Below are 22,557 nucleotides of genomic sequence, written 5' to 3'. Positions count from 1 at the left end.
CCCTTCCGATGCGGTTTACCGCCTTTTTCGACGTCTCCCTTCTTGTTTGCAGTGCACAACCGCACCAAGACCGTGCATGGCACCCATGGGCATTACTTCTGCACCATCAGCCACAACCCGGTAAGACTCACCATGGCCCCACCCAGACGCAGCAGCGAGGGCTGTTCGCGAAACAGCAGGAAGCCCAGCGGCAGCAGCACCAGGGTGCTGATCACGTTGGCGCTGAGCGAGGCCACGCCCATCTGCCAGCCGGCGCGGTAGGCCAGCAGAAAACCCAGCTCGATGCCGAGGATGCCGAGCGCGACACCGCTGCTGCTCCAGTTCACGGCCAGCAGGCTGCGGCTGCCCGGGCTGAACAGCATGCCGACGAGGCACAGCAACATGGCCAGGCCGTAGCTCACGGCCAGGGTCAGGAACGGATTCACCGCCTGCGGCACGTGCTTGAGCGACAAGTGGTAGATCACCGAGCCGGCGACCGCCAGCAGCAAGGCAGATAGATACATGATGGACTCCCGAAAAGTGGATGCCTCCATGCTATCGACCCGTGCCAGATATAGGTAGACTGTCGTTTACTATGCCGGCTATAAGAGATGTTTATGACTATGGACCTGGACACCGCACTGCTGCGCGCCTTCGTCAGCGTGGTACGCAATGGCAGCATCAACCGCGCAGCCACCTTGCTGCAGCGTACCCAGCCTGCCGTCAGCCTGCAGATCCGCAAGCTGGAGCAGCAGCTGGGCCAGCCCCTGCTGGAGCGTTCACCACGCGGCATCCGGCTGACCGGGGCCGGAGAAGCCCTGCTGCCCTACGCCGAGCGCTTGCTGACGCTGACCGACCAATTGGTGCCGGGTCTGGGCGGCCTGCCGGCCTGCGAGCAGCACCGCCGCATTGGCATCATGGAGGACTTCACCGGCACCCGGCTGCCTCGCGTGCTGGCGGATTTCGCCAGCGTGCATCCGGGGTTGCGCCTGTCGGTCACGGTGGGGATGAAGGTGGAGTTGTTCACCGCGATGAACGCGGGCGAGCTCGACGTGATGGTGAGTTCACCACTGGCCGACAGCAGCCTGCTGCCGAAGCCAGACGCCCAGTTTATGTGCCCGCTGGCCTGGTTTGCCGCACGCGGCAAAGTGCTGACGACGTCCCCCTCCTTGCCGCTGGTGATTTTCAGCGCGCCATGCTCGTGGCGCGAGCAGACGCTGGCGACCCTGAACCGGGCCGGGCAGCCTTGGCATATCGTGTTCGAAAGCGCCAGCCTGACCGCCATCCAGGCGGCGGTGGAGGCCGGCCTGGGGGTGGCGGCGATGCTGGCGGACACGCCGCCCGCCCACAGCCGCTGCGTCAACGACGGCAGCCTGCCGCCACTGCCCGGCATGCCGGTCGGCGTCTACCGGCAAAGCGGCGACAACGACCCGCTGACCCGGCGGCTGGCGGAATTGTTCTGCCGCGAGCTGGATGCGCCGATAGCGACGGCAGCCTGAGCCGCTTAGAACCTGTTTACGATCACGCGAGCTAGAGCGAGACAAGGCGAAAACGCCTGAGGAAGCGGAGTTTACAAGCGGTAAATGAGCATTCCGAAGTCGTTTTTAACGCCGTATCGCCGAAGCGCAGCAGATCGTAAACAGGTTCTCACCGCTCACAACACCAGCAGCAAGTACACCAGCACCAGGTTGAGCAACAGCGATACCAGCGCGATGGCACGCCACAGCTTGAGCGGAGCGCGCTCGGCCCACGGCACGCGGCGGCGCACGGAAACCGGCTGCGCGTCGCCCTTCTCCAGCGCCAGCAGCAGTTCTTCCGCGGTCTCGAAACGGCGCGCCGGGTCGCGCTCGACTGCCTTCAGCAGCACGTTCTCCAACCACAACGGCAGGTCCGGGCGGTAGCGCGTCGGCAGTTCGGGGGCGCCGAAGCGCGGGTGCTGGAACGGTTCCACCTCGCCGTAGGGGTAGTGGCCGGTCAGCAGCCAGTACAGTGTCACGCCGGCGGCGTAGAGATCGGTCTGCACGCTGGCAAAGGCGCCGTCGAACAGTTCCGGCGCCATGTAGCTCGGCGTGCCCGGCATCGCCCCGTCCTTGTCGACGGTCAGCCCCGGGCAGTACGCCACGCCCAGGTCCAACAGGCGCAGCTTGTCGTCGTGGTCGATGTGGACGTTTTCCGGCTTGACGTCGCGGTGCAGGATATTGAGCCGGTGCAGCGCCGCCAGCGCACGCGTCAGCCGGAGGCCGATCTTGACCACCTCGCTCGGGCTGATGCTGGCGCCCTCGCGCCGGCGCCGTTCGGCCAGGTTTTCGCCGTTGTACCAGCGCAGCAGGTAGTAGAGGTGCTGGCGCGCCGGCAGCGGCTTGATCTCGGCAAAGTAGTGTGCGGTCAGGCGCTTCTGCAGCCATTCTTCGACCAACAGCGCCTGCTCGGCCTGGCTGTCGCCGGCCAGCGTCGGCGGCAGCGTCTTCATCACCCAGCGCCGTCCGGTGGCGTCCAACACGCGGTAGGCGAGCCCGGACGGCCCGTCGTTCAGTACCGCCTCGACGGTCAGGCCGTCGAACTCCTGCCCCGGCTTGAGGCGCGGTGGCAGCGACTGGAAGGCGCCGCGCGCCAGCTCGTCGCCGAGGTTGGCCGAAGGCAGGTCGTCGACGCGCAATACGATGGCCGACAGATTGTCACCGGAACCAGCGGCGATGGCCTCGTCCACCAGCACCTGGGCCGCGCGCTGCGGGTCGACGTGCAGCCGCAGCACTTCGTCCAGGCGCTTGTCGCCCAGCGGCCCCCACACGCCATCGCTGACCAGCAGGAACACGTCGCCCTCGGCCACGTCGCCGTCGAGGAAGTCGGCCATCACGTGTTCGTCCAGCCCCATCGCCCGCTTGAGCACGTGGCGCATCGACGGCTCGTCCCACACATGGTCGGTGGTGAGGCAGAACAGCCGGCCGCCGGTCAGGCGATAAAGCCGGCTGTCACCGACGTGCGCCACGGTAAAGCGCCGGCCACGCAATACCAGCGCGGTCAGCGTCGCCACCAGCGTCTTGCCTTGCGAGCGCAGCCAGCGGTTGTGCGCGGTTAGCAGGCGGTCGAGCGCGGTGCCGACCTCCCAGGTTTCCGGCGTGGCGTAGTAGTCCGCCGCCACCGCGCGCACGCTGGACTGGGCGGCGAGCTTGCCGTCGGCGCAGCTCGACACCCCGTCGGCCAGCACGAACAGCGCCCCCTTGCTGGTCAGCAGTTCGGCTTCCGGCGTCACGCAGGCCAGCGCGTCCTCGTTGCGCGGCTTGGGGCCGGTTTCGGTGACGTGGCCGACGGACAAGGCAAGCGCCATGATCTCTCCTAAGAACCTGTCCACGATCTTGCTGCGCGTCCCTGATTGGGGCTCATGTGCTGCTCGAAATCCTCATGTACTACTTGTACATTCCGGTTTCTGTGCTGCTCTTCACCCCGCTGAGGGCCGCTCGCGACAGATCGTGAACAGGTTCTAAGCCTGTTTACCATCGTGCGACGAGCCCCGGATCGGGGCTCAGACGCTGTTACAAACATAGGATGAACGGGGCGCTGCCGGCTCATCGCGCCGAACAACACCCCGCGTCATCCCTCTCACGATCCGCTTGCGACAGATCGTAAACCGTTGTTACACCCGTGCCGAGGTGGCGTTGGCCGAGCCCCAGGTGGTGCGCCAGCGCAGCTTCACGCTGTGCAGGCCGAACCAGGCCAGCAGGCCAAGGCTGGCGAACAGCCACAGGCCGATCTGGTAGTTGCCGGTGGTCTGCTTGACGAAGCCCAGGCCCGCCGCGAGCAGGAAGCCGCCGATGCCGCCGGCCATGCCGACCAGGCCGGTCATCACGCCGATCTCCTTGCGGAAACGCTGCGGCACCAGCTGGAACACCGCACCGTTGCCGCAACCGAGCGCCAGCATGGCGCCGATGAACAAGGCCAGCGCGGCGTAGGCCTGCGGCAGGTTGAAGCCGACCACGCCCAGCAGCAGCGCGGCGACGGTGTACATCACCAGCAGGGTGCGGATGCCGCCGATGCGGTCGGCCAGCGCGCCGCCCAACGGACGCATCATCGAACCGGCGAACACGCAGGCCGCGGTGTAGTAGCCGGCGGTCACGGCGTTCAGGCCGTACTGGTCGTGGAAGTAGCCCGGCAAGGCGCCGGCCAGGCCGACGAAGCCGCCGAAGGTCATGCTGTAGAAGAACATGAACCACCAGCTATCCTTGTCGCCCAGCACCTTCAGGTAGTCGGCCATCGACTTGGCCGGCGCGCGGTTCGGCGCGTTCTTGGCCAGCAGACAGAACACCACGAACACGATGGACAGCGGGATCAGCGCGAAGCCGAACACGTTCTCCCAGCCGAAGGCGGCGGCCAGGCCGGGCGCCAGCAAGGCGGCGAACACCGTGCCGGAGTTGCCGGCGCCGGCGATGCCCATCGCCTTGCCCTGGTGCTCGGGCGGATACCACTGCGACGCCAGCGGCAGCGACACCGCGAACGAGGCACCGGCCACGCCGAGGAACAGGCCCAGCAGCAGCGCCTGGTGGAAGGAGTGGATGCCGAAGTGCCAGGCCACGCCCAGCGCGGCGATTACCACCACCTGACCGATGATGCCGGCGGTCTTGGGCGACAGGCGGTCCACCATCAGACCGATGGCGAAGCGCAGCACCGCGCCGGCCAGGATCGGCGTGGCCACCATCATGCCGCGCTGCTGCGCGGACAGAGACAAGCTGTCGGCGATCTGGATCGCCAGCGGCCCGAGGATGTACCAGACCATGAAGCTCAAGTCGAAGTAGAGAAACGCGGCCAGCAGAGTGGGCCAGTGCCCGGCCTTCCAGAAACTCTTGTTCATGTACCTTCTCCCGATATCGATGCGAACGAGTCGCCGCGCAAAAAAAAAGCGTCCGCTGCCGCGCAGTGTTCACTGCGGGTAGCGGACGCCGTTGTCCGAGTCAGGCGAAGACCTGCGTCGGCCTCCCCTGCGCCCCGGCAAGCGTGGCCGTCGTTGGCCGGGCTCGCCGGGTTTAAATTGTTCAAAGGGGATATAGCAACTAGCGTGCCAGCCCTGCTAGTCGTCTCTGGAGGCCCTGGGAGCCTCATCCGGCCTGGCGCGCGGCGCTGACGCACTGCACAAGTGCGCCGATGCACCAGCCAGGAACATCGCCCCGTCCGGGGCATGAAAAAAGCGGGGAAGACTCGCGTCTTCCCCGCCTTGCGTTACCACCACGTACCACATAGATAGAACCTGTTTCAGTAGGCCAGCGAGCCAAAGCAGGTTGAGTACCGCCAGCGCACAGGAACCGGAATGGTCATGGAGTACATGAGGATTCCTGATCGCTGAGCAAATCCCTGCGTGCCAATCTTCGATTGGCTCAGCGATGGATTTGCACGCAGTACTGCCGGCGCTCAAGATGCGCAGGCACAGCGGCCTAATGAAATAGGTTTACGCCGCCGGTCGCAAATGCTTCTGATACAAAAACTCCAGCACCGCGCTGCGATAGCCGTGGTAGGCGCTGTCGTTGGCCAGCGCCAGCCGGTCACGCGGACGCGGCAGCGCCACCTCGAGGATCTCGCCCACGGTGGCGGCCGGGCCGTTGGTCATCATCACGATGCGGTCGGAAAGCAGTACCGCCTCGTCCACGTCGTGCGTCACCATCACCACGGTAGCCTGGGTGGCCTCGACGATCTTCACCAGCTCGTCCTGCAGGTTGGCGCGGGTGAGCGCGTCGAGCGCACCGAAGGGCTCGTCCATCAGCAGCACCTTGGGCTCCATCGCCAGCGCACGGGCGATGCCGACGCGCTGCTTCATGCCGCCCGACACCTCGTGCGGGTACTTGTCGCTGGCGTGGCTCAGGTTGACCAGCGCCAGCGCCGCCTCGCAGCGCGCCTTGAGCTGGGCCTTGTTCTCGCGTTGGCCGAACACCTTCTCCACCGCGAGGTAGATGTTGCCGTAACAGGTCAGCCATGGCAGCAGGCTGTGGTTCTGGAACACCACGGCACGCTCCGGCCCCGGGCCATCGATCTCACGCCCGCCGCACAAGGCGATGCCGGCGTTCGGGTCGTACAGCCCGGCGACGATGTTGAGCACGGTGGACTTGCCGCAGCCGGAGTGGCCGATCAGCGACACGAACTCGCCCTGGCGGATGGTCAGGTTGACGTCGCGCAGCGCCACAAAACGGCCCTTGCGGCTATCGAAGCTCTTGCCCACGCCTTGCAATTCGACGAATTTTTCCATGACTCACACTCCCTGACCGAAGCTGAAGCGGCGGGCCAGCAGGATCAGCGCCTGTTCCAGCAACAGCCCCACCAGACCGACGACGAAGATGGCGATGATGATGTGCTCGACGTTCAGGTTGTTCCACTCGTCCCACACCCAGAAACCGATACCGACGCCGCCTGTCAGCATCTCGGCCGCCACGATCACCAGCCAGGCCACGCCGATCGACAGGCGCACCCCGGTCAACACATGCGGCAGCACCGACGGGAACAGGATGGTGGTGAACACCTTGAGCTCGGAAAGCCGCAACACACGCGCCACGTTGAGGTAATCCTGCGGCACCGCGCGCACCCCGGCAGCGGTGTTGAGGATCATCGGCCACACGCTGGAGATGAAGATCACCCAGATCGACGCCGGGTTGGCGGCCTTGAACACCAGAAGGCCGATCGGCAGCCAGGCGAGCGGCGAAACCGGGCGCAGCAGGCTGATCACCGGCGCGAACATCGCCGAGACGAAGGCGAAGCGGCCGAGGATAAAGCCGGCAGGGATACCCACCAGCGCCGCCATGCCGAAGCCGATGCCGACGCGGCCGAGCGAGTTGAGGATGTTCCAGCCCACGCCCTGATCGTTCGGACCGTTCTGGTAGAACGGATCGGCGAACAGCAGCTTGGCCGACTCCCAGGTGGACAGCGGCCCCGGCAGGCCGCCGCGCGACTTGGCGACCACCGCCCAGACCAGCACCAGCAGCGCCAGCCCCAACAGCGGCGGCACCACGGTCTTGATCGCCTGCACCAGAAGGCGTACGGCGGGCGAGGTATCGGCCGATTCCAGCGACGGGAAACGGCGTTTGGACGCGGCACGTGCCGCCAGTTTCTGTTCCACGGTCTTGCCCTCCGTGCCGCTCACGACACTGGCTTCATGCTTGATGGCTTGCATGATGGTTCTCCCCTAGCCCGGCACTCAGGCGCGAATCTTGAACGAAGCGGCGTAGCCTTTCGGGTCTTTGCCGTCCCACACCACGCCGTCGATCAGCTTGGCCGAACGCAGGTCCGAGCGCGGCACGGCCACCTTGGCCAGCGCGGCGGCTTCCTTGTAGAGCGCGATCTGGTTCACCTGCTTGGCCACGCCCAGGTAGTCCGGGTCGGTCTTCAGCAAGCCCCAGCGCTTGTGCTGGGTCAGGAACCACATACCGTCGGAGAGATACGGGAAGTTGACCTTGCCCTCGTCGAAGAACTTCATCAGGTTCGGGTCTTGCCACTTCTTGCCCAGACCGTCTTCGTAGGCGCCGAGGAAGCGACCCTCGATGACCGGTTCCGGTGCGTTGACGTAGGCCTTGTCGGAGATCAGCTTGGCCACACTGGCGCGGTTTTTGACGTCGTCGATGTAGCGCGAGGCTTCCAACAGTGCCGCGGTCAGCGCACGCGCGGTGTTGGGGTTCTGCTTCACCCAGTCGCCGGTGGTGCCCAGCACCTTTTCCGGGTGGCCGGCCCAGATCTGCTGGGTGGTGGCCACAGTGAAACCGACGTTGTCGGCGATGGCGCGGGCGTTCCACGGTTCTCCAACGCAGTAGCCATCCATGTTGTCGACGCGCATATTGGCCACCATCTGCGGCGGCGGTACCACGATGGTCTTGACGTCGCTCATCGGGTTGACGCCGTGCGCGGCCAGCCAGTAGTAGAGCCACATGGCGTGGGTGCCGGTGGGGAAGGTCTGGGCGAAGGTGTATTCGCGCGGTTCGGCCTTGATCAGCTTGGCGAGCGCCGGGCCGGTGGTCACCCCCTTGGCCTTGAGCTGGTTGGATAGCGTGATGCCCTGGCCGTTCTGGTTCAGCGTCATCAGCACCGCCATGTCCTTCTTCGGCCCGCCGATGCCAAGGTGCACGCCGTACATCAGGCCATAAAGCACATGCGCGGCATCCAGTTCGCCGTTGACCATCTTATCGCGCACGGCGGCCCAGCTCGCCTCCTTGGATGGCACGATGGTGATACCGTATTTCTTGTCGAAGCCCATCTTGGAGGCCACGATCACCGAGGCGCAGTCGGTGAGCGGAATGAAGCCGACCCTGACTTCGGTTTTTTCCGGCTTGTCACTGCCGGCAGCCCAGGCGCTGGTGGCGATACCAGCCGGCAAGGCGGCCAGCAAGGTGGTGGACCCCATGACGGACAGTGCTCCCTTGAGAAAATCACGACGTTCCGGCACAGCCGGCAAACTGGTATTGATCGATGTGCGCTTGCTATCCATTTCCTTCTCCCTCATTGCAGAAAAAAACAGTCGAAAAACAAAAAGCGCCTGTCGTCCCGCTCCATTGATAGGAGCCAGGTCGACAGGCGCCGTTGCCCGTCTGGGTAGCGCCGCCGCCATTGGCGACTTACCCGGTGATTGCGTCAACGCAACTACCGTGCCAGTCGCCAACTTTCTGATTTAAAAGGAAAAGTAACTTACCCCCATCATTTTTGTGCACTGCACACGTGCAACTTGCACCATCGCACGCTCAACCTTTGAGCCAGTTTGCCAGCTCCACCACCTCGCGCGCCACGTCGCCCAGCTTCTTCTGCGACTTCATCGCGCGCTCGCGCAATTGACGGTAGGCCTCGTCCTCGCCGATACCCTTCATCTGCATCAGCAGGCCCTTGGCCTTCTCCACCACCTGACGGTCGGCCAGGCGCTGGCGCATGTCGTCCATCTCCTCGCGCCGCTCCTTGTCCAGCGAATAGCGCTCTATCGCCACTTCGAGCAGGGGCTGGATGCGCTCGGGCACCACATCCCCCACCACGTAGGCGGCCACCCCGGCCGCGAGCGCGGCGCGGATGGTGTCGCGGCGGGTGTCATCGGTGAACATCACTACCGGCCGCTCGCTATGCGCGCTGACGACACAGACATGCTCCAGCATGTCACGCGATGGGGCATCGGAGTCGATCAGCACGATGTCGGGACGGATGCTGTCGATCATCTCGCCCAGCCGCAGCGACACCTCCACCTCCGCGATCACGCGCACGCCAGCCTGCGTCAGCGCCTCCTTGAGCGCGGCCGCCTTGCCCGACCCATCGTTAACCAGCATTACCGTCAGCACTGTCATCTCCCTATTGCACAGAAAAGGTGAAGCAAGCACCATGCCGGGTCGACACACTTTTCATGCAAACTACCTGTCCACGATCTGCGCGCAGCCCGTTTCGGGCCAAAAAAACGGCAAACGGCTCGGTGCCGGGAAGGCACAACGCAGCGTGGGCTTACTTTAAGGTTGGCCGAAGACCATGATTACTGCAACGCGCTGTCCGTGGTGCGGCGATGACCCGCTCTACGTGGCCTACCACGACCTAGAATGGGGCGTGCCGGTACACGACGACCGCAAGCTATTCGAAATGCTGGTGCTGGAAGGCGCCCAGGCCGGGCTATCGTGGATCACCATCCTCCGAAAGCGCGAAGGCTACCGCGCGGCGTTCCACGGCTTCGACCCGGCACGCGTCGCGGCGATGGACGAGGCCGACGTCGAGCGGCTGCTGCAGGACCCGGCCATCGTGCGCAACCGGCTGAAGATCAACAGCGCCATCCGCAACGCCCGGGTATTTCTGGAACTACAGCGCCGGCACGGCAGCTTCGCCGCCTGGCTGTGGGCCAAGGTGGACGGGAAACCGGTGGTCAACCGCTGGGCCGCCCTCGCCGAGTGCCCGGCCTCCACCCCCTTGTCCGACACCATCAGCAAGGAGCTGAAGAAGGCCGGCATGAACTTCGTCGGCAGCACGGTGATCTACGCCTTCCTGCAGGCCACCGGCGTGGTCAACGACCACCTGATCAGCTGCCATCGCCATCCAGAACAGCACGGCTGAGCGCAGCAAAAAGCCGGTGCCGGGAACCCCGGACACCGGCTTCGCGCCTTGCTGACACAAGCGATTCGATGCGGCTTTTTAGCTCTTAATCGTCGTAACGATGGTGGTGGTGGCGGTGTCCCCGCTTCCAGCCGCGCTCTTCGACATAACGATGTTCTACGATGGTGCGACGCGGTTCGGGCCGGGTCGCAACACCGGTACCGATGGCGGCACCGGCCGCCGCGCCGATCATCGCGCCATCCCGCCCACCCAACGCCGAACCGACCGCCGCGCCGGCACCACCACCCAGCGCACCGCCGAGCACGGCGTTGCTGTCCATGGCGTAGGCCGAGCCGGTCAGCAACAGGCTGCCGGCCAGCAGGGCGACCATCCAACGATTCTTGTTCATGGCTGTATTCCTCAGGCTAGTGCAGTAATCATCAACGGCGGCATCATAACCAAGATCGCGGCGGGGTGCTGTCAAGAAGTACTAACAATTGTTAAGCCTGATGTTTAGAGCCTGTTCAAGGTCTTTTCCCGGCTGCGCTGGCCCGGTAAACGGTCAGCTGCTAGGCGGACGGCGCAGACCTTAGTCATTCTAAGGTCAAGTCGTCCAACGCCGCAGATGGCCGTTTACCGGGCCAGCCCTTCGGGGCCGGCTCGGCCGAAGGTCTCTCGCCTGACCCCCTGGCGCACGGCGTCATCGTCAGACCAGTCCTTCCAGTTTGATGTCGCAACACAGCACCCGCAGTCCCTGCGCCAACGGCACCGTCAGCGACAGCGTCACGCACAAGCTGGAGTTGGCGACCGACAGGTAGGGGCTGCTGACTTGCAACTGGCCCGGGTGGGCCAGGGCACGGTAGTGGTAAGGTTTGCGCGCCCAGTTGGCGCCCTGCGCCTCCTCCAGCGGGGCGAAGCGTGAGGACGCCGGCTCGTGGTCGGCACGCAGCACACTGGCGCCGATCTGCACCCCGTCCACACCGATCAGATAACAGCGGTCCACTTGCGGCATCGCCAGCAGCTCGGCACAGGCCGGGGCCAGGCCCTGCTCGGTCCACAGCCGCTGCGCCACACGCTGGAAGGCGCTGGCGTAGACCTGCAACTCCTGGCGCTGACGCGCCGAGGCCTGTGCCGCGGCGTGCCGGGCGGACAGCGCAGCGATGCCGCCGTCGCCCTGGCGCAGCGGCTGCGATGCCGGCCGCGCAAAGTGAAAGCCCTGCACCAGGTCGGCATCGCTATCCAGCGCAATGGCGGCCTGCTCCTCGTTCTCGACCCCCTCGATCAGCGCCAGGCTGCCCGCCTCGTGGATCAGCGCCACCGTGGCCGGCAGCACGCGCCGTGCCCGCAGCGAGTGCTCGGCGGCGGCGATCAGTTTGCGGTCGAGCTTGACGATGTCGGGCGCGGCACGCCAGATGCGTTCGATGTTGGAGGCATCGGCACCGAAATCGTCCAGCGCCACCAGGCAGCCCATACGGCGGTAATTGGCCACCGCCTCGCTCAGCAGCGACTGGTCGGAAATGGTGCCCTCGAGGATTTCCACCACCACGCGCCGGGCGGGAAAACCGCTGTGCGCCAGCAACTCGGCGAAGAACGGCTCGGACTGGCCGGTACGCACCACCACCTGGGTCGACACATTGAGGAACAGCCAGGTCTGAGCGTCGTCCCGTTCCCCGGCGCTCTGATAGTTGGCGAGGTGCAGGGCACGGCACAGCCGGTCGAGAAAGACCCGCTCCTCGTCACCCCGCGCGCTGGCCAGCGCCTGCAGCGGCCCCACCGGACTGCCGTCGGACTGCCGCGCCCGCAGCAGCGCCTCGTGGCCGACGATGCGGCTGTGCGCCAGGCTGTAGATCGGCTGGAAGTGGCTGTCCAGGCTCAGCTCACGGAAACGGCCGATGGCACGGCCGGCTTCGGGGAGGATGGCGCGCGTGATGTCGCCCAGCGGCAGGCACAGGCTGGACGACGACAGCGGCAAAGCGGAGAGTGATTGCATAGTGGCAAAAAAAGGCGCCCCCGGGCCGGTCAGCCCCGGGGACGCCGTTGTCCCTTTCAAGTGCGGACCGCCGTTGATCCGCCCGCCGGTTATTTAGCAATCGCTGTGCCAGCGCCCCGCACCACCATGCCATCAAAATGGCGGGATAGCACCCTCCACTCGCCCGGCATTGGCGCACATTGCACTGCAACAGTGCATTCCCCCCACCTGCGCCAGGATGCAAAAGACCCCCGGCCCTGACGACACGTCGAGAAACACGTCGCCGAACCGGGGGTCCACACCACCCGCCTTCAGGCGGGTGGTCGCATGCTCACTCGAACACGATCTGGCCCGCGCGGGCGTCCACCAGCACCGTCGCCTTGGGCTCGTAGCGGCCCGCCAGGATGGCCTTGGCCAAGGGGTTCTCGATGTCGGACTGGATCGCCCGCTTCAGCGGCCGCGCCCCGTACACCGGGTCGAAACCGGCCTCGGCGATGGCATCCAGTGCCGCGTCGGTGACCTGTAGCGACAGCTCCAGCTTGGCCAGCCGCCGCTCCAGCGACTTGAGCTGGATGCGGGCGATGGAGCGGATCTGCTGGCTCGCCAGCGCGTGGAACACCACCACCTCGTCGATGCGGTTGATGAACTCGGGGCGGAAGTAGCCCTTCACCTCGGCCATCACCGCCAGCTTGATCACCTGGTAGTCGTCGCTGCCCATGGCCTGGATGTGCTGGCTGCCGATGTTCGAGGTCATCACCACCACGGTGTTCTTGAAGTCCACGGTACGGCCCTGGCCGTCGGTCAGACGGCCGTCGTCCAGCACCTGCAGCAGAATGTTGAACACCTCGGGATGCGCCTTCTCCACCTCATCCAGCAGGATCACGCTATAGGGCTTGCGCCTCACCTGCTCGGTCAGCTGACCGCCCTCCTCGTAACCGACGTAGCCCGGAGGCGCGCCGATCAGCCGCGCCACCGAATGCTTCTCCATGTACTCCGACATGTCGATGCGGATCAGGTGGTCTTCGCTATCGAACAGGAAACCGGCCAGCGTCTTGCACAGTTCGGTCTTGCCCACCCCGGTCGGGCCGAGGAACAGGAAGGAACCGTACGGCCGGTTCGGGTCGGACAGGCCGGAGCGGCTGCGACGGATGGCGTCGGACACGGCGCGTACCGCCTCGTCCTGCCCCACCAGGCGCTCGTGCAGCACCTCTTCCATCTTGAGCAGCTTCTCGCGCTCGCCCGCCAGCATCTTCGACACCGGTATACCGGTCATACGCGACACCACCTCGGCGATCTCCTCGGCGCCGACCTGGGTGCGCAGCAGACGGTTCGGTTTCTGGGTGCCAGCACCCGCCGCCTCCGCCTCCTTCAGACGCGCTTCCAGCTGCGGCAGCTTGCCGTACTGCAATTCGGCCAGCTTCTGCCAGTCACCCTGGCGCTTGAGGTCTTCCATCTCCACCTTGAGGCGGTCGATCTCCTCCTTGATGCTCTGGCTGCCCTGCGCCGTCGCCTTTTCGGCCTTCCAGATTTCCTCCAGGTCGGCGTATTCGCGCGACAGCCGGTCGATCTCGTCCTCGATCAGGCCCAGCCGCTTCTGCGAGGCCTCGTCGCTCTCCTTCTTCACCGCCTCGCGCTCGATCTTGAGCTGGATCAGGCGGCGGTCGAGCTTGTCCATTTCTTCCGGCTTGGAATCCAGCTCCATCTTGATGCGGCTGGCGGCCTCGTCGATCAGGTCGATCGCCTTGTCCGGCAGGAAGCGGTCGGTGATGTAGCGGTGGCTCAACTCCGCCGCGGCGACGATGGCCGGGTCGGTGATGTCGACGCCGTGGTGAATCTCGTATTTCTCCTGCAGTCCACGCAGGATGGCGATGGTGTCCTCCACCGAGGGCTCGTCCACCAGCACCTTCTGGAAGCGGCGCTCGAGCGCGGCGTCCTTCTCGATATACTTGCGGTATTCGTCCAGCGTGGTGGCGCCCAGGCAGTGCAGCTCGCCGCGAGCCAGCGCCGGTTTCAGCATGTTGCCCGCGTCCATCGCCCCTTCTGCCTTGCCGGCACCCACCAGGGTGTGGATTTCATCGATGAAGATCAGCGTATTGCCTTCGTCCTTGGCCAGGTCGCTCAGCACCGCCTTCAGGCGCTCCTCGAAATCGCCACGGTACTTGGCACCCGCCAACAGCGCCGCCAGGTCGAGCACCAGCAGTTTCTTGTGCTTCAGGCTTTCCGGCACCTCACCGTTGACGATGCGCTGCGCCAGTCCCTCGACGATGGCGGTCTTGCCGACGCCGGGCTCGCCGATCAGCACCGGGTTGTTCTTGGTGCGGCGCTGCAGCACCTGGATGGCGCGACGAATCTCGTCGTCGCGGCCGATGACCGGGTCGAGCTTGCCCTGACGGGCGCGCTCAGTCAGGTCCAGCGTGTATTTTTTGAGCGCCTCGCGCTGGCTCTCGGCGTCCGGGCTCTCCACGTTGGCGCCACCGCGCACCGCATCGATGGCGGCGTTCAGCGCGTTGGCGGAACCCCCGTTTTCCTTGAGGAGACGGCCGGTCTCGCCCTTGTCGTCGAGCAGCGCCAGCAGGAACAGCTCGCTAGCGATGAAGGCGTCGCCGCGTTTCATTGCCGCCTTGTCGGTCAGATTGAGCAGGTTGCCCAGGTCGCGCGACACCGTGATTTCGCCCCCGGTGCCCTGCACCTTGGGCAGGCGATCGATGGCGGACTTGAGCCCGCCACGCAAACCCGCCACGTTGACGCCGGCGCGCGCCAGCAGGCTGCCGACACCGCTATCGGCGTCGTCCAGCATCGCCGCCAAGAGATGCTGCGGCTCGATGTAGGCATGATCGTGAGAGAGCGCCAGGCTCTGTGCATCGGCCAGGGCCTGCTGGAATTTGGTGGTCAGTTTGTCGAATCGCATGAGGGACTCCTGAATCGCTGTTAATCCCTATTTTGGGCGGGGTTTTGGCGATTTCAAGAGCGCATGCCCACCTCTTTGATATGGCTTCGGCTTCTCATCAGCATTTTCCAGTCACCAGGAAGCCCGTCGTCCCCCCCACCTTGCATCACCGTCTTCTCCCACCGTTATCGGCATAAATTTATTTAATACATTTGCCATTATCAGAATGAAATGTGTATTGAAATAACTTAAACAAATTCAGATAACTAAAAAAAGAGGAGGACCCAAATGAACGCACCCCACCTTGCCCTGCTCGCCCTACTTGCTAGCGGTGTTGCTGCCGCCGAAGAGTTCTCGGTACTGAGCTATGGAACGGCCAACCCGGGTTACTGTGAAGCGAGCCCGGTCTACTGCAGAACGCTTAAAGCCTCGACACCGGGGCTGGGTTTGGAATGGACCTACCCGGACCAAGAGGGGGAGAGCAACTGGATCAGCCGGGTGAGCAGTTACCCTGGTGCGCTCGATAAAACGATCTACTTTGCAGGTGCGGGCTGGCGCAAGGAATGGCCGGTTGGAGGGCCGATATCCGGCGGCGTCACCCTGCTGACCGGCTACCTTAACGGCCCGTCCGGAAGCGAATTGATGACTCTGCCACTGCTCTCGCTGGGTTCCAAGGAAGTCAAGCTGGAAGTAGGCTATCTGCCGGGGCTGAACCTGATGGAAGTGCTGATGAATTCGAAGAATGTCTCCATGGCCATGAGCTGGATACCCAACATCAGCGCCGGACAAAACAAGGGGAAGACCACGATTACGACATTCAGCCTGCGCGGAGCCTTCTGACGGCGGCCCCGTGATGTGACGGGCCGGGCACTTCAAAAGTGCCGACGTCAGCCCTTTGGTTTATGTAGCGAACGCACCACCGCCGTGACCACGCCCCACACGTCGAAACCGGCCTCCAGGTTGGCGCGCAGCGCCGGATAATCGGGATGTTCCGGCACCAGCCAGGGGCCATCCGCACGCAGCTCCAGCCGCTTCACCGTGAGTTCGCCCGCCACCACCGCGATCACCACGTCGCGGTGACGCGGCCGCAGCAGGCGGTCGACCACCAGCATGTCGCCGTCGAAGATGCCGGCGCCGCTCATCGATTCACCGGACACCCTGACGAAGAAGGTCGATTCGGGGTGGCGAATCAGGTAATCGTTGAGATTGAGCGAGGCTTCCAGGTAGTCGTCGGCCGGCGACGGGAAGCCCGCCGGCACGTGCGAGGCGTAGAGCGGCAGCTCGGTCCCGGAGAGTACCGCCGCCGCCCGGAACACCTGGAGCGGAAAGCGCGCAATCAAGGCATCCAGCGCCTCGCGCCCTGGCGGCACAACCCGGATGCCGTCAGCGCTGCCGCAGGAGCGTGGCTCGGCCATGACTCAGCGCACGTCGATCAGCGGCTCGCCCTGACGCAGCGAACCGATCACCGCGGCGTAACCGAAGCCGCGCTCCTTGAAACGGGCCAGCACCGCGTCGGCCTGCTCCGGCGCCACCGCCACCAGCAGCCCGCCGCTGGTCTGGGGGTCCGCCAGCAGGCGCCGCTGCCACTCCGGCACCGCGTCGGCGAAACGGACGTGGGCGCCGAAACTCGCCCAATTGCGCTCGATGGCACCGGGACCATAGCCCTGTTCGGCCAGCGGACGCGCCTCGGCGATCACCGGCACCGTGGCCATCTCGACCTCGGCCGTCAAACCCGAGCCCTTGCAGATTTCAAGCAGATGGCCCAAGAGGCCGAAGCCGGTGACGTCGGTCAGCGCGTGCACCCCGGACAAGGCCGCGAGCTCCGCGCCGACGGTATTGAGCTGGGTGGTGGAGCCGATCAGCGCGGCATAGCCGGCGTCGTCCAGCACACCCTTCTTCATCGCCTGCGCCAGCACGCCCACCCCTAGCCCCTTGCCGAGGATCAGCACGTCGCCGTCGCGCGCGTCGCAGTTGCGCTTGAGCTGGTCCGGGTGCACCACACCCAGCGCCACCAGGCCGTAGATCGGCTCCGGGGCGTCGATGGAGTGGCCGCCGGCGAGCGGAATGCCGGCCTCGCGGCACACCGATTCGCCACCGTCGAGGATGTCGCGGATGGTCTCGAGCGGCAGCGAGTTCACCGGCATGCCGACGATGGCCAGCGCCATGATCGGCGTGGCGCCCATGGCGTAGATGTCCGACAGCGCGTTGGTGGCGGCGATGCGGCCGAAATCGCGCGCATCGTCGACGATAGGCATGAAGAAGTCGGTGGTGGCGACGATGGCCTGGCTGTCGTTGAGCTTGTACACCGCCGCGTCGTCGCTGGTTTCGGCGCCCACCAGCAGGTTGGGGAACGGCATTTTTTCCTTGGCGCCGGACAGGATGGATTCCAGCACCGACGGGGCAATTTTGCAGCCGCAGCCGCCGCCATGAGACAATTGGGTCAATCGTATTTCAGCCATCGGCTCTCACCACATACCATGTATTTCAAGGTCGCGAACGTATCACAGCTCACCGGGTTTGACGAGATCATCGACGTGCGCACCCCGGCGGAATTCGCCGAGGACCACATCCCCGGCGCCATCAACTGCCCCGTGCTGGACGACGAGGAGCGCATCCGCGTCGGCACGCTGTACAAGCAGGAATCGCCGTTCGCCGCGCGCAAGGTCGGCGCCGCGCTGGTAGCGAAGAACATCGCCCGCCACATCGAGGAACGCTTCCACGACCGCCCCAAGTCGTGGAAACCGCTGATCTACTGCTGGCGCGGCGGGCAACGTTCCGGGGCGATGGCCATCGTGCTCGCCCAGGTGGGCTGGAACGCCCACCAGTTGGGGGGCGGCTACAAGACCTACCGGCACCAGGTGCTGGAGGAACTGGCCGAGCGCCCGGCAGCATTCAACTTCCGCGTGCTGTGCGGCCCGACCGGCTCGGGCAAGAGCCGTCTGCTGGAGGCGCTGGAGGCGGCCGGCCACCAAGTGCTCGATCTGGAGAGTCTGGCCCGCCATCGCGGCTCGGTGCTCGGCCTGCTGCCGCGCCAGTCCCAGCCTTCGCAGAAAGGCTTCGACAGCCAGTTGGCGCTGCAGTTGCGCCAGCTCGACCCGGAACGCCCGGTCTACATCGAGGCGGAGAGCAAGAAGATCGGCCAGATCGCCCTGCCCGATGCGCTGTTCAAGGCGATGCACCAGGGCGAGTGCCTGCGCCTCGAGGTGCCGCTCGCCGAGCGCGTGCGCTTCCTGCTGGAAGATTACGACTTCTACGTCGCCGAACCGGAGCGCCTGCTGGAGCAACTGAACTTCTTGAAGAACGTGCACTCGCGTGCCCAGCTGGACAGTTGGGCCGAGCTGGTGCGTGGGGGCCGCTTCGACCAGCTGGTCCAGGAACTGCTGGAGCAGCACTACGACCCGCTCTACCACCGCTCGCAGGGCAATCATTACCAGCGCCTCGACCAGGCGCTCGACATCCGGCTGCCGAACCTGTCGCCGGCCGTGCTGGCGACGACCGCCCGTGCCCTGCCCCACTGAGCCGCTCTTCGGCCAACCTTGAACGCCTGACCCGTACTTGAAGAACCGGATGACGCACCACGCCCAACTCGACTGGCACGACGGCCAGCCCTTTTCCCGCGCTTTCGGCGACGTCTACTTCTCCCGCGCCTCGGGGCTGGAGGAGACGCGCCACGTCTTTTTGCAGCACAACGCGCTGGCCGAGCGCTTCGCCGCCCTGTCCGAGCACGGTCAGTTCTGCATCGGCGAGACGGGTTTCGGCACCGGCCTCAACTTCCTGTGCGCCTGGCAATGCTTCGAGCAGCACGCTCCGGCCACGGCGCGGCTGCACTTTGTCAGCACCGAAAAATTCCCGCTGGCGCCCGCCGACCTGCAGCAGGCGCTGGCGCTGTGGCCCGAGCTGGCGTCGTATTCCGGCGAGTTGCTGGCCCAGTACGACATCCTGACGCCAGGCTGGCATCGCTTCGTGCTGCGCGGCGGGCGGCTGACGCTGACCCTGCTGGTCGGCGACGCGCTCGACACCCTGCCCGAGCTGGACGCCCGCATCGACGCCTGGTGCCTCGACGGCTTCGCCCCGGCCAAGAACCCCGAGATGTGGCAACCGGCGCTGTTCGAGCAGATGGCCCGGCTGTCAGCCCCCGGCGCCACCTTCGCCACCTTCACCAGCGCGGGCGCGGTGCGTCGCGGCCTGATCGCCGCCGGTTTCGTCGTGGAAAAAGTGCCGGGCTACGGCCATAAGCGCGAGATGTGCCGCGGCCACCTGGAGAACGCGCCGGAACGCGGCTGGCAGGCACCATGGTTCGCCCGGCCGGCCATTCCACCGTCGGAACGCAGCGCCATCGTCATCGGCGGCGGCATCGCCGGCGCCGCGAGCGCCGCCAGCCTGGCGCGCCGCGGCTGGCAGGTCACCCTGCTGGAACGCCACGGACAACTGGCGCAGGAAGCCTCCGGCAATCCCCAAGGCGTGCTGTACACCAAGCTGTCGCCACACTTTCCGCCGCTGACGCGGCTGGTGCTGGCGGGCTACGGCTATAGCCTGCGTACCCTGCACACGGAACTGCCGCAGGGCGAAACCACCTGGCAGGCCTGCGGCGTGCTGCAGCTGCCGCACGAGGGCGACAGCCCGCAAAAGCAGGCCGAACTGGCCGCGGCCGGCTGGCCGGACGGCTTCCTGCGCACGCTCGGCCAGCGTGAAGCCAGCGAGCTGGCCGGGCTCGACCTGCCCAGCGGCGGCCTGTTCTTTCCGCAGGCGGGCTGGCTCAATCCGGCACAGCTGATCGCCCGTCTGGCCAGCCACCCCAACATCCGCCAGGTGCTCGGCGCGCAGGTCACCGAGCTGGACTGGAACCCGGTCGAGCGGCTGTGGACGGCCTACGGGCAGGATGGCCCGCTCGCCATCGGCGCGGTGGTGGTGATCGCCGGCGGCGCCGAAGCGGCCGCCTTCGATCTCACCCAACACCTGCCGCTCAAGCGTATCCGCGGCCAGGTCACGGTGGCGCCGGCCACGGCGGAGAGCCGCAGGCTCAAGACCGTGCTGTGCGGCGAGGGCTACATCTCGCCGGCACGCCACGACAGCCACTGCTTCGGCGCCACCTTCAAGTTCAACACCGACGATCTCAGCGTCCAGCCGGACGAGCACCGCGAGAACCTCGCCATGCTCTCCGGCCTGAGCCCGTCGCTGTACCGGGCCTTGGGCGGCGATGGCCTGGCCGAGCAGCCCCTGGGAGGGCGTGCCGCGTTCCGCTGCACCAGCCCGGACTACCTGCCCATCATTGGCCCGGTGGTCGACCGTGCCGCCTTCCTCGAACGCTACCGGGCGCTGGGGCAGGATGCCACGCGCCGGCTCGACAGCCCGGCGCCGTGGGTGGAGGGACTGTATGTCAACACGGCGCACGGCTCGCGCGGCATGATCACCGCGCCGCTCTCAGGTGAAATCCTCGCTGCTTACCTGGAGGGCGAGCCCTCACCGCTGCCCAAGCCGCTGCTCGACGCCATCCACCCCAGCCGCTTCCTGTTGCGCGGTCTGATCCGGCAGAAGCTCAAGGCCTGAGCCCCCGGCCCGCCCGGCCGCTCGCTACGCCGTGCGCGGCCGCCGCCTCCCGCGCGCCTCTGGACGAGGCAACGGCCGATCCGCCGCTTGGCTCAGGTCGCCACACCCTCGCCACTGATCGCGGCGCGGATCGGTTCCGGGATGCGCACCGTCTGTCCGCTGCGGTAATCCACCCACACCAGCGCCGCCTCGGCCTCGGCATACACCGTCTCGTCATCATCGTCGCGGAAGAAGCGATGGCGCAGCTTGAGACTGGAGTTGCCGAGCTTCTCCAGCTCGATGGTCACCACCACCGTGGCCGGGTAGACCAGCTCCTTGCGGTACACGCAGGAAGTACTGGCCAGCACCGGGCCGATGCCATCAGGGTTGATGCCGTGCCCCAGTTCATCCAGCCACTCGATGCGAATCTGCTCCAGGTAGCGGAAGTAATTGGTGTTGTTGAGATGGCCGACGGCGTCCATATCGCCCCAGCGCATGGCAATGGTCCGGCGGTCGATCACCGGGAAGCGGTTTTCCATATGCGCACCTTACGTTAACGTAATGACACGTCATCATAACCGCATCGCCGGGCCTCGTCATACCCCGCGCATAGCGCCGCCCCTCTCTGCCCGGTTCGGCGCCACCGCAAAAAAAACCAGCCCGGAGGCTGGCGCAAAACTACGCAGAGGAAATCGATCGGCCCCGGCACCCGCACCAGGCGCCTCGGCATTCGCGACGCCCTCCCGTGCGGCCCGTGCGGCGCATCACGCCCGTGCCATCAACGCAACAGGAAGCCGCGCCCGATCTCGTCACCCGGCTCCAGTAACCAGCGGGCGCGGCCGCTGTAATGGGCGCGCCCGCTGACACGCACGGTCACCGCGTGGTGGCCAGACAGCACGGCCGGACCGTTCACACTGGCGCCGAAGCGCGCACCGGTAATGCTCTCGAACACACAGGCTTCGCCACTGTCCACCAGGCCGCACGCGTGACGCAGCGCCATGCGGGTGGTGACGCCGGAGCCGGTGGGGCTGCGATCCACTTCGGCGTCAGCGAACACGCAGACGTTGCGGCTGGGGCCGCCCGCCGGCGCGCTCGCGGCCATCGGTGGGGCTGCGACCTGGTCAGCTTGTGCGTGCACGACGTTACCCACGGAAACCAGGCTCCTCCTCGGACTATGGTTATCCAGCGAAAAACACAGCAACCCGTACAATTTGAGTTAAGCGAGCAAGAGAAGGAGGTCCGTGTTCCGCAGTCGTTGCCCCGGAATAGCCAGCACCTCGCGGATCACCCCGTCCCGTTCGGCCTTCACCGCCACTTCCATCTTCATCGCCTCCAGCGTCAGCAGCGTGTCGCCCTTGGCCACCGCCTGGCCCGGCTTGACCGCCACCGTGCTCACCATGCCCGGCATCGGCGCGCCGACGTGGTGCGGGTTGTCCGGGTCGGCCTGCGGGTGGCTGTGCGCCGCCTGCACGCCGTCCTGCGCCACCTTGATCAGGCGCGGCTGGCCGTTGAGCTCGAAGAACAGCTTGGTGTGGCCGTCGCCGGTGTCGGCGCGGCCGAGCAGCTGGATCACCAGGGTCTTGCCGCGCTCCAGTTCGATGCTGACTTCCTCGCCCTCGCGCAGGCCGTAGAAGAACGCGGTGCTCGGCACGGCGGAGACGTCGCCGTAGCGCGCCTGGTGCTCGGCGAAGTCGCGGAACACCTTGGGGTACATCAGGTACGAAGCCAGTTCCGGCTGGCTGAGCGGGCGGCCAGTCTGCTGCTCGACCTTGGCCTGCTCGGCGGCGAGGTCGACCGGCGCCATCGTTTCGCCGGGGCGGCCGGCCAGCGGTGCCTGGCCCTTCAGCACCTTGCGCTGCAACTCGGCCGGGAAGCCGTGCGCCGGGGTGCCCAGTTCGCCCTTGAACAGGGACACCACCGACTCGGGGAAGTCGATCTCGCGCGCCGGGTCGAGTACGTCGGCCGGGGTGAGGCCGTTCGACACCATGAACAGCGCCATGTCGCCGACCACCTTGGAGGTCGGCGTCACCTTGACGATGTCGCCGAACAGCAAGTTGACCTGGGCGTAGGCTTCCGCCACCTCCGGCCAGCGCGCCTCGATGCCGAGCGAACGCGCCTGCTCGCGCAGGTTGGTGACCTGGCCGCCGGGCATTTCGTGACGGTAGACCGCCGAGGTGCCGGCGCG

The 22,557-nt window shown here is 66.0% G+C and carries 20 protein-coding genes; 5 read left to right on the top strand and 15 right to left on the bottom strand.

Annotation, left to right across the window (positions count from 1 at the left end; translation table 11 throughout):
• Positions 1-92: 92 nt before the first annotated feature.
• Positions 93-503 (bottom strand): hypothetical protein, encoded by a 411-nt coding sequence (locus B9N72_RS08075; protein ID WP_085275912.1) that lies wholly within the window; start codon positions 501-503, stop codon positions 93-95.
• 93 nt (positions 504-596) lie between these two features.
• Here B9N72_RS08075 and B9N72_RS08070 point away from each other — a divergent pair, with 93 nt between their 5' ends.
• Entirely contained in the window at positions 597-1,478 is an 882-nt protein-coding gene (locus B9N72_RS08070) for a LysR family transcriptional regulator (RefSeq protein WP_085275911.1), read from the top strand.
• Positions 1,479-1,633: 155 nt separating this feature from the next.
• Here the strand turns inward: B9N72_RS08070 and B9N72_RS08065 are convergent, their stop codons facing one another.
• The 6 genes from B9N72_RS08065 to B9N72_RS08040 form a co-directional block, all read right to left on the bottom strand.
• Positions 1,634-3,304 carry a bifunctional protein-serine/threonine kinase/phosphatase gene (locus B9N72_RS08065; RefSeq protein ID WP_085275910.1) on the bottom strand — a complete coding sequence of 557 codons (1,671 nt, stop codon included), beginning with the start codon at positions 3,302-3,304 and terminating at the stop codon, positions 1,634-1,636.
• 306 nt (positions 3,305-3,610) lie between these two features.
• Positions 3,611-4,822: a nitrate/nitrite transporter gene (locus B9N72_RS08060; protein ID WP_085275909.1), complete on the bottom strand. Its 1,212-nt coding sequence runs from the start codon at positions 4,820-4,822 to the stop codon at positions 3,611-3,613.
• A gap of 591 nt (positions 4,823-5,413) precedes the next feature.
• Positions 5,414-6,205, bottom strand: a complete 792-nt coding sequence (locus B9N72_RS08055; RefSeq protein ID WP_085275908.1) for an ABC transporter ATP-binding protein — start codon at positions 6,203-6,205, stop codon at positions 5,414-5,416.
• A 3-nt stretch (positions 6,206-6,208) separates the two neighbouring features.
• Positions 6,209-7,123, bottom strand: coding sequence for a nitrate ABC transporter permease (gene ntrB / locus B9N72_RS08050; RefSeq protein ID WP_085275907.1), 915 nt, complete (start codon positions 7,121-7,123; stop codon positions 6,209-6,211).
• Positions 7,124-7,147: 24 nt separating this feature from the next.
• A complete protein-coding gene (locus B9N72_RS08045) occupies positions 7,148-8,428 on the bottom strand; it encodes a CmpA/NrtA family ABC transporter substrate-binding protein (RefSeq protein WP_085275906.1) in 1,281 nt (426 codons plus the stop codon).
• Between the two features lie 250 nt (positions 8,429-8,678).
• Positions 8,679-9,263 carry an ANTAR domain-containing response regulator gene (locus B9N72_RS08040; RefSeq protein WP_085275905.1) on the bottom strand — a complete coding sequence of 195 codons (585 nt, stop codon included), beginning with the start codon at positions 9,261-9,263 and terminating at the stop codon, positions 8,679-8,681.
• A gap of 175 nt (positions 9,264-9,438) precedes the next feature.
• On the opposite strand from B9N72_RS08040, the gene B9N72_RS08035 reads away from it, so the two are divergent.
• Positions 9,439-10,011 carry a DNA-3-methyladenine glycosylase I gene (locus tag B9N72_RS08035; RefSeq protein WP_085275904.1) on the top strand — a complete coding sequence of 191 codons (573 nt, stop codon included), beginning with the start codon at positions 9,439-9,441 and terminating at the stop codon, positions 10,009-10,011.
• Positions 10,012-10,096: 85 nt separating this feature from the next.
• On the opposite strand, the gene B9N72_RS08030 is transcribed toward B9N72_RS08035, so the two are convergent.
• The 3 genes from B9N72_RS08030 to clpB form a co-directional block, all read right to left on the bottom strand.
• Complete coding sequence (locus B9N72_RS08030) at positions 10,097-10,399, bottom strand: hypothetical protein (RefSeq protein WP_008953678.1); 303 nt, start codon at positions 10,397-10,399, stop codon at positions 10,097-10,099.
• Positions 10,400-10,696: 297 nt separating this feature from the next.
• Entirely contained in the window at positions 10,697-11,980 is a 1,284-nt protein-coding gene (locus B9N72_RS08025; protein WP_085275903.1) for an EAL domain-containing protein, read from the bottom strand.
• 310 nt (positions 11,981-12,290) lie between these two features.
• Positions 12,291-14,867, bottom strand: coding sequence for an ATP-dependent chaperone ClpB (gene clpB / locus B9N72_RS08020; RefSeq protein WP_085275902.1), 2,577 nt, complete (start codon positions 14,865-14,867; stop codon positions 12,291-12,293).
• A 267-nt stretch (positions 14,868-15,134) separates the two neighbouring features.
• Between clpB and B9N72_RS08015 the strand changes: the two genes are divergently transcribed.
• Positions 15,135-15,686, top strand: coding sequence for a hypothetical protein (locus tag B9N72_RS08015; RefSeq protein WP_085275901.1), 552 nt, complete (start codon positions 15,135-15,137; stop codon positions 15,684-15,686).
• A 47-nt stretch (positions 15,687-15,733) separates the two neighbouring features.
• Here B9N72_RS08015 and B9N72_RS08010 read toward each other — a convergent pair whose 3' ends face one another.
• Both B9N72_RS08010 and selD read right to left on the bottom strand, forming a co-directional pair.
• Positions 15,734-16,261: a LexA family protein gene (locus tag B9N72_RS08010; protein WP_085275900.1), complete on the bottom strand. Its 528-nt coding sequence runs from the start codon at positions 16,259-16,261 to the stop codon at positions 15,734-15,736.
• A 3-nt stretch (positions 16,262-16,264) separates the two neighbouring features.
• Positions 16,265-17,305, bottom strand: coding sequence for a selenide, water dikinase SelD (gene selD, locus B9N72_RS08005; RefSeq protein WP_085275899.1), 1,041 nt, complete (start codon positions 17,303-17,305; stop codon positions 16,265-16,267).
• Between the two features lie 18 nt (positions 17,306-17,323).
• Between selD and mnmH the strand changes: the two genes are divergently transcribed.
• Both mnmH and mnmC read left to right on the top strand, forming a co-directional pair.
• Positions 17,324-18,364 (top strand): tRNA 2-selenouridine(34) synthase MnmH, encoded by a 1,041-nt coding sequence (mnmH, locus tag B9N72_RS08000; RefSeq protein WP_085275898.1) that lies wholly within the window; start codon positions 17,324-17,326, stop codon positions 18,362-18,364.
• A gap of 49 nt (positions 18,365-18,413) precedes the next feature.
• A complete protein-coding gene (mnmC, locus tag B9N72_RS07995) occupies positions 18,414-20,393 on the top strand; it encodes a bifunctional tRNA (5-methylaminomethyl-2-thiouridine)(34)-methyltransferase MnmC2/FAD-dependent 5-carboxymethylaminomethyl-2-thiouridine(34) oxidoreductase MnmC1 (protein WP_085275897.1) in 1,980 nt (659 codons plus the stop codon).
• Between the two features lie 92 nt (positions 20,394-20,485).
• Here the strand turns inward: mnmC and B9N72_RS07990 are convergent, their stop codons facing one another.
• The 3 genes from B9N72_RS07990 to B9N72_RS07980 all read right to left on the bottom strand — a co-directional run.
• On the bottom strand, positions 20,486-20,911 hold the full coding sequence (locus B9N72_RS07990; protein ID WP_085275896.1) for an acyl-CoA thioesterase: 426 nt from the start codon (positions 20,909-20,911) through the stop codon (positions 20,486-20,488).
• Positions 20,912-21,150: 239 nt separating this feature from the next.
• Positions 21,151-21,510: a proline racemase family protein gene (locus tag B9N72_RS07985; RefSeq protein ID WP_234985921.1), complete on the bottom strand. Its 360-nt coding sequence runs from the start codon at positions 21,508-21,510 to the stop codon at positions 21,151-21,153.
• A gap of 78 nt (positions 21,511-21,588) precedes the next feature.
• Positions 21,589-22,557 (bottom strand): biotin/lipoyl-containing protein (locus B9N72_RS07980; RefSeq protein WP_143477783.1); only part of this gene is annotated, 969 nt, incomplete at its 5' end.

The sequence above is a fragment of the Pseudogulbenkiania subflava DSM 22618 genome, from assembly GCF_900177275.1.
GTDB lineage: Bacteria > Pseudomonadota > Gammaproteobacteria > Burkholderiales > Chromobacteriaceae > Pseudogulbenkiania > Pseudogulbenkiania subflava.
This window is presented reverse-complemented; position numbering and strand designations above follow the sequence as displayed.

What these genes read in the sequence shown, in the direction of transcription:
- ntrB (WP_085275907.1), bottom strand. Translation starts at nt 7,123, where the DNA reads ATGCAAGCCATCAAGCATGAAGCCAGTGTCGTGAGCGGCACGGAGGGC.
- selD (WP_085275899.1), bottom strand. Translation starts at nt 17,305, where the DNA reads ATGGCTGAAATACGATTGACCCAATTGTCTCATGGCGGCGGCTGCGGC.
- mnmH (WP_085275898.1), top strand. Translation starts at nt 17,324, where the DNA reads ATGTATTTCAAGGTCGCGAACGTATCACAGCTCACCGGGTTTGACGAG.
- B9N72_RS08040 (WP_085275905.1), bottom strand. Translation starts at nt 9,263, where the DNA reads ATGACAGTGCTGACGGTAATGCTGGTTAACGATGGGTCGGGCAAGGCG.
- B9N72_RS08010 (WP_085275900.1), bottom strand. Translation starts at nt 16,261, where the DNA reads ATGGCCGAGCCACGCTCCTGCGGCAGCGCTGACGGCATCCGGGTTGTG.
- clpB (WP_085275902.1), bottom strand. Translation starts at nt 14,867, where the DNA reads ATGCGATTCGACAAACTGACCACCAAATTCCAGCAGGCCCTGGCCGAT.
- B9N72_RS08045 (WP_085275906.1), bottom strand. Translation starts at nt 8,428, where the DNA reads ATGGATAGCAAGCGCACATCGATCAATACCAGTTTGCCGGCTGTGCCG.
- B9N72_RS08055 (WP_085275908.1), bottom strand. Translation starts at nt 6,205, where the DNA reads ATGGAAAAATTCGTCGAATTGCAAGGCGTGGGCAAGAGCTTCGATAGC.
- B9N72_RS08035 (WP_085275904.1), top strand. Translation starts at nt 9,439, where the DNA reads ATGATTACTGCAACGCGCTGTCCGTGGTGCGGCGATGACCCGCTCTAC.
- B9N72_RS08025 (WP_085275903.1), bottom strand. Translation starts at nt 11,980, where the DNA reads ATGCAATCACTCTCCGCTTTGCCGCTGTCGTCGTCCAGCCTGTGCCTG.
- B9N72_RS08065 (WP_085275910.1), bottom strand. Translation starts at nt 3,304, where the DNA reads ATGGCGCTTGCCTTGTCCGTCGGCCACGTCACCGAAACCGGCCCCAAG.
- mnmC (WP_085275897.1), top strand. Translation starts at nt 18,414, where the DNA reads ATGACGCACCACGCCCAACTCGACTGGCACGACGGCCAGCCCTTTTCC.
- B9N72_RS08075 (WP_085275912.1), bottom strand. Translation starts at nt 503, where the DNA reads ATGTATCTATCTGCCTTGCTGCTGGCGGTCGCCGGCTCGGTGATCTAC.
- B9N72_RS08015 (WP_085275901.1), top strand. Translation starts at nt 15,135, where the DNA reads ATGAACGCACCCCACCTTGCCCTGCTCGCCCTACTTGCTAGCGGTGTT.
- B9N72_RS08030 (WP_008953678.1), bottom strand. Translation starts at nt 10,399, where the DNA reads ATGAACAAGAATCGTTGGATGGTCGCCCTGCTGGCCGGCAGCCTGTTG.
- B9N72_RS08060 (WP_085275909.1), bottom strand. Translation starts at nt 4,822, where the DNA reads ATGAACAAGAGTTTCTGGAAGGCCGGGCACTGGCCCACTCTGCTGGCC.
- B9N72_RS07990 (WP_085275896.1), bottom strand. Translation starts at nt 20,911, where the DNA reads ATGGAAAACCGCTTCCCGGTGATCGACCGCCGGACCATTGCCATGCGC.
- B9N72_RS08070 (WP_085275911.1), top strand. Translation starts at nt 597, where the DNA reads ATGACTATGGACCTGGACACCGCACTGCTGCGCGCCTTCGTCAGCGTG.